Here is a 12,441-nt window from a genome sequence, read left to right as displayed (position 1 = left end):
CCCGCAAGGAAACCTTGTCCTGACGGAGAGAACATTTGTGAGCAAGCCTATCGAGGATGTGGCACAGCGCCAGCGGTTGCTGGAGGGCTGGCTGCCCCTGGCCCAGGAGGCCAATCAGCGCTACGGCTGGGAGCTTGACGCGCCCGCGCTGGAACGGCTGATCATCAGCGCGGCCCCCGCGCTCGGTCTGGCGCGTAGTTCGTTCGAGGCGTATGCTATACTTTGGGGAGCTTATACCCGTCTGCGACGCGATGATCTCAACCGAGGGCCATGAATCACCCCACTGGCGGCACCAAGCGCAGTTCCTGGCTGACCTTCCGGCGGCGCTTGCTGCTGGTGCGCACGCTTCTGCGCGGCCCTGCCAGCAGCGCCGAACTGGTGGCGCGCATCAACGAAGAGCTGGGCGAACAGGGCTACCCGGCAGCGGCGGCGGCAGCGCTCAAGCACGACTTCGACGCGTTGAAGGGGGAGTATGGCTGCCAGATCCGCTACGACCGCCGGATGCGCCAGTACGTGCTCCACGATCTGGGTGAACTGGCCCTGCTCGACCTGCCCGACGCCTGCATGGAGGCCCTGGCCTTCCTCGACGCCAGTTTTCCCCCTGGCAGCGGCTTACCTGAACACGTTCACGTGCGGGCGCTGCTGGAACGGGTGCAACTGCTGCTCCCGCCAGCGCGCCAGGCGCAGTTGCGCCGCCAGCGCCCGGCCCTGCGCCTGCCCTTGAACACGGGCGCGCGGCCGATTGACCCGCGGGTGCTCGAACTCGTCAAGCGCGCCTGTGAGCAGCGCCGCGAACTGGCCTTCGACTACCTGAGCACCTTTGACCTCGATACGCCGCGCCGCCACCGCGTTGCGCCATACGGCGTCGTTTTTCGCCCCGAAGGCCACGGCTACCTGGACGCCACCCTGCTTGAAGTGACCCCCCGCGGCGGTGAAACGATCCACGCCGCCATTGACTACCGCCTGGACCGGATCGTGCCGGGGACGGTGGAGATCCTGCCCGCCGTGCTGCCGCCGGAGCGCATCCCTGCCCCGCGCTACCACGTTCGTTACACGCTGGCGCCACAGATCGCCCGCCGCCGCGATGTCGCCAGTTATTTCCCCGATACCAGCATCACTTACCATCCCGATGGCAGCGCCACCGTTACCGCCACGGTCACCAACCTCTGGCAGACGCGGCAGATCCTCCTGCGCTACGGGGACGGCTGCGTCGTGCTGGAGCCGCCGGAGCTGATCGAGTTGTTCGCCCAGACCGCCCGTGGTCTGCACGCGATCTATGGCGAACGGCCCGAGCCGGAGCGGTCGGGCTGAGCACGTCTGCGCACCTTGCTTGTTTTACCGCAGAGGACGCAGAGAGACCCGGAGTCTGTTCAGGGCTACACCTCCACACCTCCACACCTCCACACCTCCACACCTCCACACCTCCACACCTCCACACCTCCACACCTCCATCCCCTACCACCCCGCAGCTTCGCGATGCACCAGGAACGCCTCGCCCTGCATCTCGCCATCGTTCATCAACTCGGTGAGAAACCCGGGGTCGCGGTTCAGTTTCGAGACGAAGGTGAGTTTCTCCCTCAGCGCGTCGCTCATCCAGATCGAGTGAATGGCCACCGGCTTCAGCCCGGAGAGTTTGCTGCGTATCAGGCTATCGGCAAGCCAGGCATTGATCTTGTTAATGACGTCAATCTCGTGGTTTAGAGAGATATTGCCAGCCAGAGCATTACGGCGATCCTCGATCTCCTCCACACTGGTGGGTTCCTCGCTGATCTCCTGGCGGTTAATGCGAATGATCCAGATCTCATCGGGCTTGAGACTCACATCAACCTTGCTCAGGAACTCGCGGATGGGTGGATTCTGCGAAAACAGCCCGTCCCAATACACCTCATCGCCAATGCGGACGCCCTGGAACAGCGTCGGCAGGGTGGTGGAGGCGAGGATCGAGTCAATTGAGATTTCGGCGGCCATCGAGTCGAAGGCCTTGAAGCGCCCGGAGAGCACCGCCACGGCGCCGATCAGCAGGCGCGGTTCGATCACCGGCTGGGGGATCTCATCGAGCTTGAGGTGCTTTTCGAGCAGCAGGCGCAGGTCGAAGAACTCCTGGCGTGGGGCCAGGCGTCTGGCCAGCTCGGTGGCAACGACCACCTCGGGCCGGTAGGGGCTGGTCTTCAGTTCAGGCAGTTTGCCCGAAGCATGTAACCGCACCAGGCTCACAGTCCAGGCGTTCCAGATTTGCTCCCAGAGAGATTGGGCCATGTTGTCGCGCCAGAAGCTGTCAAGGACGGCGATCACCTGATCGCGATCCCATTCACCGCGGGCTTGCTTCATCAGGCCGTACCAGGCCAGGGCGGCGCAGATCGCCCCGCCGGAGGTGCCGCTCAAACCAACGATCTTATACCTTCCGGCCTCCTCGGCGCGTAGCAGCGGCTTGAGAACCCCGGCGGTGAAGGCGGTGTGGCTTCCACCCCCCTGGCAGGCAATGGCGACCCGGATCGGCCCACTGGGTTTCGGCGCGAACATGGCAGAGATCCTTTCTTTGGAAAATATAAGGTATGTTCCTCACCCGTCCCCCCTGCCCTCTTTCTCTCCGCTGTAGGAGTGGAGAGGGAGAGGGTTCGAGAGAGGGTGAGTAACAGCGCCCTGCCGCTGGTTGCAAAGGGATGGCGAAACCAGGTTGCCCTTCGCCCTGCGGCTACCGCCGCAGATAATAGGCGCCGATGGCCGCCGCGAGGGTGAGGCTCAGCCCGACCCATAGCAGCGCGCCCAGACCGCCAATGCGCGGCAGGCGCATTCCCAGCACGACCAGCGCACCGGTAGAGGCGCCGGCGAGCATTGCCAGCCACAGGCTTCCCGTCTGGCCGGTACGGCGCCCCGCCAGGGCCGCGCCCAGACCCGCCCCGGCCCCGAAGCCGATGATCGCCAGGAAGACCTGCACCGTTAGCAGGCCCATGCCCAGTTGCTGGCCCAGTCCCAGGGCCAGCAGCAAGGCGCTTGCCAGGTATGCCAGCAATACTCCAGAGAGGACTCCGGCAATGATCGCGCCGATAATCTGGAAGACAAGCATTGGCAGCGACGGGGCCGAGGGACGGGAGGTTTTCTGCATGTTTAGACTTTCATGGTTGAAGGCGAAACCTATGATACTGGCTGCACAATCACCTCCACCGTGGTCGGGCGACCGCGGGTGATAACCTCATAACCCCGATTGAGGATCTCGCGCTCCTGCCGGGTAAGGGCCTCATCGGTGCACGCGGCCGGCGTCGAGGTCGGCGGGCCGAAGGTAAGCGTCTCGGCAGTGGCCCGGTAAGAGCCGCTAAGGTTGTTACAGCCGCTGAAGCCGCTCACCCGCCTGGCCTCGAAGCTCAGGGTCGCCGGGCGTTCGGGGCACACGGCTTCGGGGGCCTCGAACAGGCCAAAGCTTGCCAGGCGCCAGGCTGCGCCCCGTAGCGGGTCGGCGGCGCCCTGATAGGCGAGCACTTCGGCCCCCAGGCGACCAGCCAGAACGTTGAATGGCGGACGGTTCGCCGGGTGAAGCTCGAAGCGCGCCCGCTCGAACCATTGTACCGTATAATCCTTCCCCTCGATAGTCTCGGTCAACGGCTCCGAGATCGGCAGCCCGAAGAGTGCCAGGCTCTCCACCATAGCACATATCTTCTGGCGCGGGACCAGCCCCCGGGCGAGTGGAAAGGCCAGCGGGGTGGCTTGGCAGGGGCTGAAAACCAGCATCTGGAGCGTTCTTTAACCATTATTTGATTTTTGATTAATGCTCACTTCAACATTGATTAACAGGACAGGGCTAATATGTCCGAGCGGGTTTAGAAAGGCAACCGGTCGGGCGCCGCGGTGTGCGCGAAGGGGGCGTTGAATCCCGTCCCGCGCGTGCGCATGTCCAGATGTGCCGTTCATGCATCGGCTCGACGCAAACCACGTCTGGACACCCCTCGCCTGACAGCAATCCAGAATCTACCATGGTCAGCCTCGAACAACGTGGCAACTCAACCCCGGCGCGCCGGTGGCGCGAATGGATATTGTTTGTCTTATTGATCGGCCCGAACCTGTTCCTGTTTGCCGTTTTCACCTACTGGCCGCTGATCTACAACGCCTATCTGAGCTTCGTGCGCTGGAACTTCCTGCGCCCGGTGAAGCCCTTTGTCTGGTTCGACAATTATATAAGCGTATTCACCAGCAGGTTGTTCTGGGAGATCGTGCTGAACACGCTGGTGTTCGCCTTCTGGTCGGTGGGTCTGACGCTGACGCTTGGGCTGGTTCTGGCGCTGCTGATCAACCAGCCCCTGCGCTTTCGCAATGGCGCCCGGGCGGTTCTCTTCTCGCCGGTAGTCATGTCGGGCGCGGTGGTGGCGGTGGTGTGGAGCTACATCTTCGACCCGCGCTACGGCTTGATTGACCAGCTCCTGGGTCTGATGGGCCTGAACTCGCCCGACTGGCTAGGAACAACCCGGTGGGCTATGCCGGCAGTGATCATCGTCTACGTCTGGAAAAATCTGGGCTACGCGGTAGTGATCTACCTGGCGGGCCTGCAGGGCATCCCGCGCGAACTCTACGACGCGGCCCTGGTGGACGGGGCGGGGCCGTGGGCGCGCTTCCGTCACGTGACCCTGCCCGGATTGTCGCCGGTGGCTTTCTTTCTCTCGGTCACCAGTGTGCTGGCGACCTTTCAGGCCTTCGACATCATCAAAGTGCTGACCGAGGGCGGGCCGGTGAACGCTACGACCACCCTGGTCTTCTACCTCTATGAGCTGGGCTTCGTGACCTACGATGCGGGCAAGGCCGGCGTCGTCGCGGTGACGCTGTTTCTGATCATGCTCGTGCTGACGCTGATCCAGGTGCGCTATCTGGAGCGCCGCGTATCCTATGGATGACCGTATGGCCCTGAGCGACGAACTGGTTCTCACCCAGCCGGTGGAGAGCGCGGCGGCGCGGCGGCGCGGGCGCCGCTGGCGCGCCGTCGGTTACCTGGCCATGCTCCTGGCAGTGCTGGTGATCGGCCTGCCAGTGTACTGGACGGTGATCGCGGCCTTCAAAACCACCGAGGAGATCTACGGCCCGCCGACCTGGTTTCCGCAGACACCGACCTTTGCGAACTTCCCCGCGGCGTGGAACGCGGCCCCCTTCGGACGCTTTTACCTGAACAGCTTCATCACCACCCTGGGAGGGATGGGCCTGGAGGTGTTCTTTGCCGTCACCTCGGCTTACGCCCTGGCCTTTCTGCGTTTTCCGCGCAAGGATCTTGTCTTTCTGCTGCTCCTGGCGGCGTTGATGGTGCCGGTGGAGATTACCATCGTGCCTAACTACCTGACCATCGCCCGGCTAGGCTGGATCAACACCTATGCCGGCATCATCATTCCCGGCGCGGCCATTGCCTACGGCACCTTCCTGCTGCGCCAGGCCTTCCTGGCCCTGCCCTACGAGGTGATCGAGGCCGCGCGGGTGGACGGCGCGGGGCACCTCCGCATACTGGTAAGCATCGTCATTCCCATGGCCCAGCCGGCCATCGTGACCATGGCCCTGCTCTCGCTAGTGGCGAAGTGGAACGATTTTCTCTGGCCGCTGATCGTCACCAACACCGCCAATATGCGCACCCTGCCGGTTGGCATCTACTGGCTGAGCGAGAGCGAGGGCGCCATCAACTGGGGCGTGGTGATGGCCGGATCGCTGTTTTTGATCATCCCGGTGATAATCGTCTTCCTGTTCGTCCAGCGTTACATCGTGGAAGGCATTGCCGCTGGCGCAGTGAAGGGATAATGCGATTTTGGATTGCAGATTTTGGATTTTCGATTGTCGTATATGGCATCCGGATGAGACCTGGCAATCGAATCGCATGCGCAACCCGGAGGGTTGCGCACCCTCCTGAGTGCTGACCCCGCCTGGTCGGAAAGGGTCTTGAACGGCACCTCCGGGGGCTGAGGGACCCCCGTGTGCATACAGATGCTCGCGAGTATGGAGAAAGGAGATCCTCGCATGGAGCAGCGCAAGCTGTCTCGTCGCCAGATGCTGCGGATGCTGATTGCCGGCGGCGGCGCCACGGCTCTGGCGGCCTGCGGCGCCCAGGCGCCTGCCGCGCCGACGACGGCCCCCGCGGCCCCCGCCCCGACCACCGCCCCCGCGCCGACGACCGCGCCAGCCCCAACCACCGCGGCTCCGACTGTCGTCAGCCAGACCGGCTCGACCGTTAATATCACCTACTGGGGGTCATTCAGCGGCGTGCTTGGCGAGGCCGAGCAGGCCATGGTCAAGCGTTTCAACGAGTCGCAGAACGAAGTGCGCGTCGAGTACCAGTTCCAGGGCAGCTACGAGGAGACCGCGCAGAAGTTTACGGCGGCCCTGCAGGCCCGCACCATCCCTGACGTTATCCTGCTCTCTGATGTCTGGTGGTTCGGCTTCTACCTGGCGGGGGCTATCACCCAGCTCGACGATCTGGCAAAGCAGGTTAACCTGGATTTCGCCGACTACGAGCCGGTGCTGCTCAACGAAGGCGTGCGCCAGAACAAGCACTACTGGATCCCCTTCGCCCGCTCGACGCCGCTGTTCTACTATAATAAGCAACTCTGGGCCGAAGCCGGGCTGCCCGACCGCGCCCCCGAGACCTGGGCCGAGTTCGGCGAGTGGGCGCCGAAGCTGGTCGTCAAAGAGGGCGACAAACTGACTCGCGCCGCTTTCCTGCACCCTACCGGGGCCAGCTACATCGCCTGGCTGTTCCAGGGCGTCACCTGGCAGCACGGCGGCCAGTACTCCCTTCCTGACTTCACTATGACCATGACCGATCCGAACACCCTCCGGGCAGGGCAGTTCTACCAGGACACCGCCAACAAGCTCGGCTGGGCCACGCTGGTGCAGGATCTGAACAAGGACTTCATCAGCGGCGTCGGAGCCGCGATGCTGGCCTCTACCGGGGCGCTCAGCGGCATCACGCGCAACGCGCCCTTCGAGGTTGGCGTGGGCTTCCTGCCTAAAGAGACCTACTTCGGCTGCTGCACCGGCGGCGCGGGTCTGGCCATCCCCACCGAGACGCCCGCTGAAAAGCAGCTCGCTGCGATGAAGTACATCGCCTTCGCCACCAATCCCGAGCAGGCGGGCATCTGGGCGCGCGACACGGGCTACATGCCGGTGCGCATCAGCACCAAGCAATCGCCCGAGATGCAGGCCTTCTTCGCCAAGAACCCCAACTTCAAGACCGCCGTGGATCAACTGCCGCTAACCCGCGCCCAGGACGCTGCGCGCGTCTTCGTGCGTAACGGCGACCAGATCATCGGCAAGGGCCTGGAGCGGATCATCGTCAACGCCGAGGATACGGCCAGGGTGTTTGGCGAAGTGAACGAGGAGTTGACTGAGGCCGCCAAACCGGTGGTTGAGGATCTGAAGGCGGTCGAAGGCTAAGCGCCTGTCCGAATGCCGCGGCAGGGTGGGGAAACCAGGTTTCCCCACGCCATCTCCCCTCAGTTTTTCGGCACCTCCGCCCCCTCCCCAACCCTCCCCCGCCGGGGGAGGGAGTGCGGCGCCTCCCCCCAACGGGGGGAGGCTGGGAGGAGGGCGGAAATGCCACGCAACTTCCTTTACACACTACTCAGGGTGTGATCCCGACAAACTGCACCAATCCCCAGCGCCCGTTGGTCATCCACTGCGGATCACGCGCCGCCGCCGCTGCGACACGCGCCTGATCGAGGCCGATGGCAACTTCGGACTTACAGGTTCGCAGGAGCAGCAGCGGCGCCGGGGCATAGCCGAGGACAGCCTCCAGGGGCGTATCGGCGGGCCAGTGGCGATCGCCGAGCCAGCGACGGTAGTTGGCATCGCCCTTGCTGATCAGCAAGCCCGACATCGCCAGGGTATGATAGAGAGCCTCGGGCATCTCCCAGCCCGCCAGGGGCGAGGTCCAGAACCAGTCGTCGTACAGCGTCAGGCGACCGGTGGCCAGCGCGGCAATCAGGCGCTCAGCGGCGACGGCGACGGGGCCGGGCCGGTCCGCCAGCCAGGTGATCGTGTCGCGCACGTCGCCAGCGGTCGCGTCGGAAACGAAGGTCGGGTGGGTTTTGGCGTGCAGCCGCACTTGCAGGCCCCGGACGAGCAGCGCGTCGGCCAGGAGCAGGTCGTGAACCAGTTCGGCGCCAGCGTTGTCGAGCACCACATCAACCGTGGCCGAGCTGGCGATCAGCGCCTCGAGACGGGCCAGAGCCGCGGGGCCGTCATCGGCCAGCAGCATGGCCCCTCCCGGTCCGTCACCGGCATCCGCGGGCCAGAGGCTCAGGTCAGCCTGGTTGCCCCACAGCGCCCCGCGCAGCGCCGCGTCGAGCGGCAACGGTTCATCGCTCAGGCCGCTCAGGGAGGTCTGTTCGAGTCCCAGGCGCTTCTGGTGCGCGTAGGGGTCGCGGCCAAAGGCGCCGGAGCGGGGTCGGAAGTAGCCGACCGCCTCCAGGATGCGCCGGTAGAAGTACGTCTCGGCGAGGAACCAGGGCACGGCGAGCCAGTCCTGGCCGGTGTAAGGCGCCAGGTAGCCCTGCCAGAGAGCCAGATCAGGCGCCGCATCGTCGGCGAGAGGGCGCAGCGGCGTAGCGGGTATCTCAGCGGCCAGGGCGGCGACGGCGCGCGCCGCCTCGGGATCGAGGTCGTTCTCGGCGAGCACGCGCCCGGCGATGGCCGGCAGACGGCGCAGCACCGTATCGCGGGCGAACGAGTCCGGGTCGGCGCCGCGCAGTGGCGGCGGCAGAGGCAACGCGGGCTGGCGCATAGGCAGTTTAGCGTGGCGCCTCGACACGGGCAAGCACGCGCCCGAGGGCCGTATCGGGTGTCAGTCCTTCGATTTCGGCTTCGGGCCGCAGAATGATCCGGTGGCGGAAGACCGGACGCACCAGCGCCTTCACATCATCGGGCGTCACGAAGTTGCGCCCGTGGATGGCGGCGTAGGCCTTGGCGCTCAGCAGCAGAGCGATGCTGGCGCGGGTTGAGCCGCCCATCAGCAGGTCAGGGCTGCGCCGGCTCTCCTGGGCGATGCGCCCGATGTAGCCGAGCACACCCTCCTCGACGGTCACCTCGCGGATCTCGGCGCGGCAGGCTTGCAGATCGGCGGGCGCGATCACCGGACGCAGGCCCGCTTCCTCCAGCCGGTGGGCATCGAAGCCGTGGTGGTAGCGCCGCAGGACCTCCATTTCCACCTCGGAAGGCGGATAGTCCAGGAGCAGTTTGAAGAGAAAGCGGTCGAGCTGCGCTTCAGGGAGGGGATAGGTGCCCTCATACTCGATGGGGTTCTGAGTGGCGACCACAAAGAACGGATCGGGCAGGGGCAGCCGTTCGCCTTCGATGGTCACCTGGCGCTCCTCCATGGCCTCCAGCAGAGCGCTCTGGGTCTTGGCCGGAGCGCGGTTGATCTCATCGCCCAGGAGCAGTTGGGTAAAGATCGGCCCGCGCCGGAGCCGGAACTGGCCCGTCGCCATATCGAACACCTGGGTGCCCAGCACGTCCGAAGGCATCAGATCGGGGGTGAACTGCACGCGCTTGAACTCGGCCCGCACGAGCAGGGCCAGCGTTTTGGCCATGAGCGTCTTGGCGGTGCCGGGAGCGCCTTCAAGCAAGACATGGCCGCCGGCCAGCAGAGCAACCAGCAAGAGGGTGAACGGCTCGTCCTGACCAACCAGCACCTTGCGCGCTTCGGCGCGGATCCGTTCCGCGAGGGCCTGGGTGTGCATGAGGTTCGCTCCGCTAGAAGGTTAGCACGAGTGTTGCCGCCAGCCGGGACGCGGGACAACCTGATCGCCCCGCAGGTAACGGGCGAGTACAGCCCCCGGTTCCCCCCGCCCGGGCGGGCTGCTCCCTTCCGCCCACCGGCAGGGGCGCGGGGAAACCTGGTTCCCCGCGCCTGTAGCGTTTCTCGAAAAAGCTGATCCACAACCACGGCGGCGCGAGCGCCGCGAGCCACACGGCTCAATGTCCTCAGCGGATCAAGCATTCCGGTCAGTGCTCTCATCAACCACAAGGATCGCTACCGCAGCGGTCAGGGCCAGGGTCGTCGCCGTGGGTCGGAGGGGATCGGCGACGGGGGGCGCCACAGCGCCATCGGCGTCGCCGCCCAGACGCTGAAGCGCCACGGCCTCGGCCCGGCTCAACCCCGCGGCGCGCAGGGTCGCCTCGGCCGCCGCGGCTGCGGCGGCCGCTTCCACCGGCGCGCCTTCAAGCGCGGCGCGGGCCAGGCCGGCCAGCGCGCCTCTGGCGGGAGCGTGCGCCGCCAGCCAGCGGGCAGCACGGATGAGCTGGGGGCGAAACGCGCCCGCGTGGGCAGTGTGACCGGCCAGGGCAAACGCCAGCGCCGCCAGGGCGGTGGCCTGCTCGTCCTCGGCCCAGCTGCCATTGACCGCCTGCGTGCGCGCCAGGTAGCGCAGGGCCGCGTCGCGGCGCTCAACCGGCGCGGGGGCCGCGCGCGGCGCCGCAGGGGGCGCGCCGCGCGTGGTCCGGGGCATCGAGGGGGCGGTTTCACCCACACTCTGGGCACGCGCCAGAAATCGCCCGAGCGGCGCCCGGAAGCTCGGCATAGCGCTGGCCGCGTACATCACGCCGCCCAGAAGCGCGGGGGCTGCCGACCCTTCGAACGCCTCGCGCCGGGCGCCGGCAGGGAGATGCACCGGAACCACCACCTGCCCTTCGGCGCGCTGCCGCCCCGTGTTCGGTGGCGGCGCCTCGACGGCCACGAAAGCGGTCTGGCTGGAGAGGAGGCCATGCTCCAGGGCCAGAGCCAGAATCTCCTGCTCCAGCGCCGGGGCATGGCGCGGTTCCAGGCGGGCCGTGTCCTCCAGGGCGGCGATGCGCGCTCGCGCCCAGAGCTTCGGCAGCGCGGCCCAGACCCCGCCGCGATCAGGCGTGGAGGCTGGCAGATCGAGCACAAGGGTCTCGGCGAAACTGCCGCGCGCTGCGCGAGCCTTGAGCGTCAGCAAGGCCCGCTCATCGTGGGGAGCATTGAACCGGGCCATAACGATCAGCGGCTGACCCGCGTAGAGATCGGGCAGGGGAGTGGGCAACACCTCGCTCACGTGGGCGCCGCCCCACTCGATATGCAGGTCGCGCAGCAGGGGCAGGGCGGCGCGGCGCTGAAAGCGCTCCACGGCCAGCTCGATCGCCTCGCCGGGCAGAATGTACTCGGTCACGCCCCGACCCACCTCGGCCAGCTTATCGAGCAGGAAGCGGTTCACCGCCGATCCCACGCCGAAGGCGAACACGCGCGCCTCGCCCAGGCGCGCGGTCAGCTCCCGCAGCACCAGGTTCTCGTTGCCTACCGCCCCGTCGGTGAGGAAGACCACGACCCGCAGGCGTTTCGGATCGCGCGGTTGGGCCAGCGCCTCGGCCAGCGCGGCGACAATCTCCGTGCCGCCACGGGCCTCAATGCCGGCGATATAGCGATCCGCCGCATCAACGTTCGCCTGGGTGAAGGGCAGGGGCGTGGGGGCCAGACGTTCAACAAAATTGTCGAACGGAAAGATGTTGAAACTATCTCCGGGATTGAGCGCGCGCAGACAGGCGCGCAGGGCATTACGCGCCTGCACGATGCTTTCTCCCCCCATCGAGCCGCTGCGGTCGAAGACGAAGAGCATCTCGCGGGGCAGCACCTCTTCGAGCGCAGGAACCGCCTGCGGAGTCAGGGACAACAGCAGCGCGCCGGGACGCCCGGCCTCGCGATAGACAAAGGTCGCGGCGCGGTAGCCGGCGCCGGCTGGACGGTAGCGCAACACCAGATCGCGATCAGGAACCGCGACGGGGTCGCGCAGGGTCGCAATGTGGCGCCCACGGGCTTCGCGCACCTCGAACTGATCGTCGGGGATGTCTATCTCGGCCAGGCGGCCCACATCGAGGCTGATCTCGACCGACAGGGTATGGCCGGCAACTCCAGGCGGCAGCAGCGGGACGGCGCCCTCCTTCGGATTGGCCAGCGCACCTCCCGGCAGATAGCGGGGCAGCACAACTGTCGGCACCACCAGGGTGAACCAGCCATCATCGTAGGGGACGCGCTCGAAGTAGCCCAGGCGCACCTCCACGATCTCGTCCGGTTGCAGGTTCGCCACCTCGACGCTGAGCATATTCGGGCGTTCCTGGGCCAGCAGCGCCGCATCGTGGCCCTGCTCGGCAGCCTGGTCAAACAGGCGCCGGGCCTCGGCGCGAGGTTGCACCGTGCCGCAGATCAGCCGCTCGCCGACCCGCAGTTCCAGCGCACTGACCGCCGCCTCGGAGGGCAGCGGAAAGACGTACAGCGCGTCGAGCGCCGCATGGTGACGATTGCGAAAGCGCTGGGTTACTATCGTTTCGGCAAGCGGGCCGACTACCTCAACAGTAATGGTCGTATGCTCCAGCGGCACAGGCGGCAGGCTCGCCTCGCGCGGCAGAAGCCTCCCTCCGGAGACGGAAGCATCAGGGGCAGGCTCGGCTCGGGCCATGACGGACCTCCTTCGT

11 protein-coding genes are annotated in these 12,441 nt (G+C 66.2%); 5 read left to right on the top strand and 6 right to left on the bottom strand.

The annotated features are described in order from the left end of the window. Positions 1-37: 37 nt before the first annotated feature. The gene (locus tag NZU74_03745; protein ID MCS6880423.1) at positions 38-274 is read left to right on the top strand and encodes a hypothetical protein; all 237 of its coding nucleotides are present in this window, start codon (positions 38-40) and stop codon (positions 272-274) included. After that, complete coding sequence (locus NZU74_03740; protein ID MCS6880422.1) at positions 271-1,311, top strand: WYL domain-containing protein; 1,041 nt, start codon at positions 271-273, stop codon at positions 1,309-1,311. Before NZU74_03745 ends, NZU74_03740 begins: the two co-directional genes overlap by 4 nt. 144 nt (positions 1,312-1,455) lie before the next feature. Here NZU74_03740 and NZU74_03735 read toward each other — a convergent pair whose 3' ends face one another. The 3 genes from NZU74_03735 to NZU74_03725 all read right to left on the bottom strand — a co-directional run bounded on the left by NZU74_03735 (position 1,456) and on the right by NZU74_03725 (position 3,723). Beyond that, the gene (locus NZU74_03735; protein ID MCS6880421.1) at positions 1,456-2,520 is read right to left on the bottom strand and encodes a patatin-like phospholipase family protein; all 1,065 of its coding nucleotides are present in this window, start codon (positions 2,518-2,520) and stop codon (positions 1,456-1,458) included. Positions 2,521-2,692: 172 nt separating this feature from the next. Beyond that, positions 2,693-3,103 carry a hypothetical protein gene (locus NZU74_03730; protein ID MCS6880420.1) on the bottom strand — a complete coding sequence of 137 codons (411 nt, stop codon included), beginning with the start codon at positions 3,101-3,103 and terminating at the stop codon, positions 2,693-2,695. Between the two features lie 29 nt (positions 3,104-3,132). Then, on the bottom strand, positions 3,133-3,723 hold the full coding sequence (locus NZU74_03725; protein ID MCS6880419.1) for an META domain-containing protein: 591 nt from the start codon (positions 3,721-3,723) through the stop codon (positions 3,133-3,135). 242 nt (positions 3,724-3,965) lie between these two features. On the opposite strand from NZU74_03725, the gene NZU74_03720 reads away from it, so the two are divergent. From NZU74_03720 to NZU74_03710, 3 genes are all read left to right on the top strand, one after another. Further along, complete coding sequence (locus NZU74_03720; protein MCS6880418.1) at positions 3,966-4,877, top strand: sugar ABC transporter permease; 912 nt, start codon at positions 3,966-3,968, stop codon at positions 4,875-4,877. Next, positions 4,870-5,760, top strand: a complete 891-nt coding sequence (locus NZU74_03715) for a carbohydrate ABC transporter permease (GenBank protein ID MCS6880417.1) — start codon at positions 4,870-4,872, stop codon at positions 5,758-5,760. Before NZU74_03720 ends, NZU74_03715 begins: the two co-directional genes overlap by 8 nt. Positions 5,761-5,976: 216 nt before the next feature. Then, a complete protein-coding gene (locus tag NZU74_03710; GenBank protein ID MCS6880416.1) occupies positions 5,977-7,392 on the top strand; it encodes an ABC transporter substrate-binding protein in 1,416 nt (471 codons plus the stop codon). A gap of 187 nt (positions 7,393-7,579) precedes the next feature. Here the strand turns inward: NZU74_03710 and NZU74_03705 are convergent, their stop codons facing one another. The 3 genes from NZU74_03705 to NZU74_03695 all read right to left on the bottom strand — a co-directional run bounded on the left by NZU74_03705 (position 7,580) and on the right by NZU74_03695 (position 12,425). Beyond that, positions 7,580-8,740, bottom strand: a complete 1,161-nt coding sequence (locus NZU74_03705; protein ID MCS6880415.1) for a damage-control phosphatase ARMT1 family protein — start codon at positions 8,738-8,740, stop codon at positions 7,580-7,582. A 7-nt stretch (positions 8,741-8,747) separates the two neighbouring features. Continuing rightward, the gene (locus NZU74_03700) at positions 8,748-9,695 is read right to left on the bottom strand and encodes an AAA family ATPase (protein MCS6880414.1); all 948 of its coding nucleotides are present in this window, start codon (positions 9,693-9,695) and stop codon (positions 8,748-8,750) included. Positions 9,696-9,947: 252 nt separating this feature from the next. Further along, positions 9,948-12,425: a VIT domain-containing protein gene (locus tag NZU74_03695; GenBank protein MCS6880413.1), complete on the bottom strand. Its 2,478-nt coding sequence runs from the start codon at positions 12,423-12,425 to the stop codon at positions 9,948-9,950. Positions 12,426-12,441: the final 16 nt, after the last annotated feature.

This window comes from Chloroflexaceae bacterium (assembly GCA_025057155.1).
Lineage (GTDB): Bacteria > Chloroflexota > Chloroflexia > Chloroflexales > Chloroflexaceae > JACAEO01.
Note: the sequence above shows the minus strand (reverse complement) of the source record. Positions and strands in the feature narration are given on the sequence as shown.

Bases quoted from the DNA above. Each gene is read 5' to 3' on its own strand.
- NZU74_03740 (MCS6880422.1), top strand. From the start codon at position 271: ATGAATCACCCCACTGGCGGCACCAAGCGCAGTTCCTGGCTGACCTTC.
- NZU74_03735 (MCS6880421.1), bottom strand. From the start codon at position 2,520: ATGTTCGCGCCGAAACCCAGTGGGCCGATCCGGGTCGCCATTGCCTGC.
- NZU74_03730 (MCS6880420.1), bottom strand. From the start codon at position 3,103: ATGCAGAAAACCTCCCGTCCCTCGGCCCCGTCGCTGCCAATGCTTGTC.
- NZU74_03725 (MCS6880419.1), bottom strand. From the start codon at position 3,723: ATGCTGGTTTTCAGCCCCTGCCAAGCCACCCCGCTGGCCTTTCCACTC.
- NZU74_03720 (MCS6880418.1), top strand. From the start codon at position 3,966: ATGGTCAGCCTCGAACAACGTGGCAACTCAACCCCGGCGCGCCGGTGG.
- NZU74_03715 (MCS6880417.1), top strand. From the start codon at position 4,870: ATGGATGACCGTATGGCCCTGAGCGACGAACTGGTTCTCACCCAGCCG.
- NZU74_03710 (MCS6880416.1), top strand. From the start codon at position 5,977: ATGGAGCAGCGCAAGCTGTCTCGTCGCCAGATGCTGCGGATGCTGATT.
- NZU74_03705 (MCS6880415.1), bottom strand. From the start codon at position 8,740: ATGCGCCAGCCCGCGTTGCCTCTGCCGCCGCCACTGCGCGGCGCCGAC.
- NZU74_03700 (MCS6880414.1), bottom strand. From the start codon at position 9,695: ATGCACACCCAGGCCCTCGCGGAACGGATCCGCGCCGAAGCGCGCAAG.
- NZU74_03695 (MCS6880413.1), bottom strand. From the start codon at position 12,425: ATGGCCCGAGCCGAGCCTGCCCCTGATGCTTCCGTCTCCGGAGGGAGG.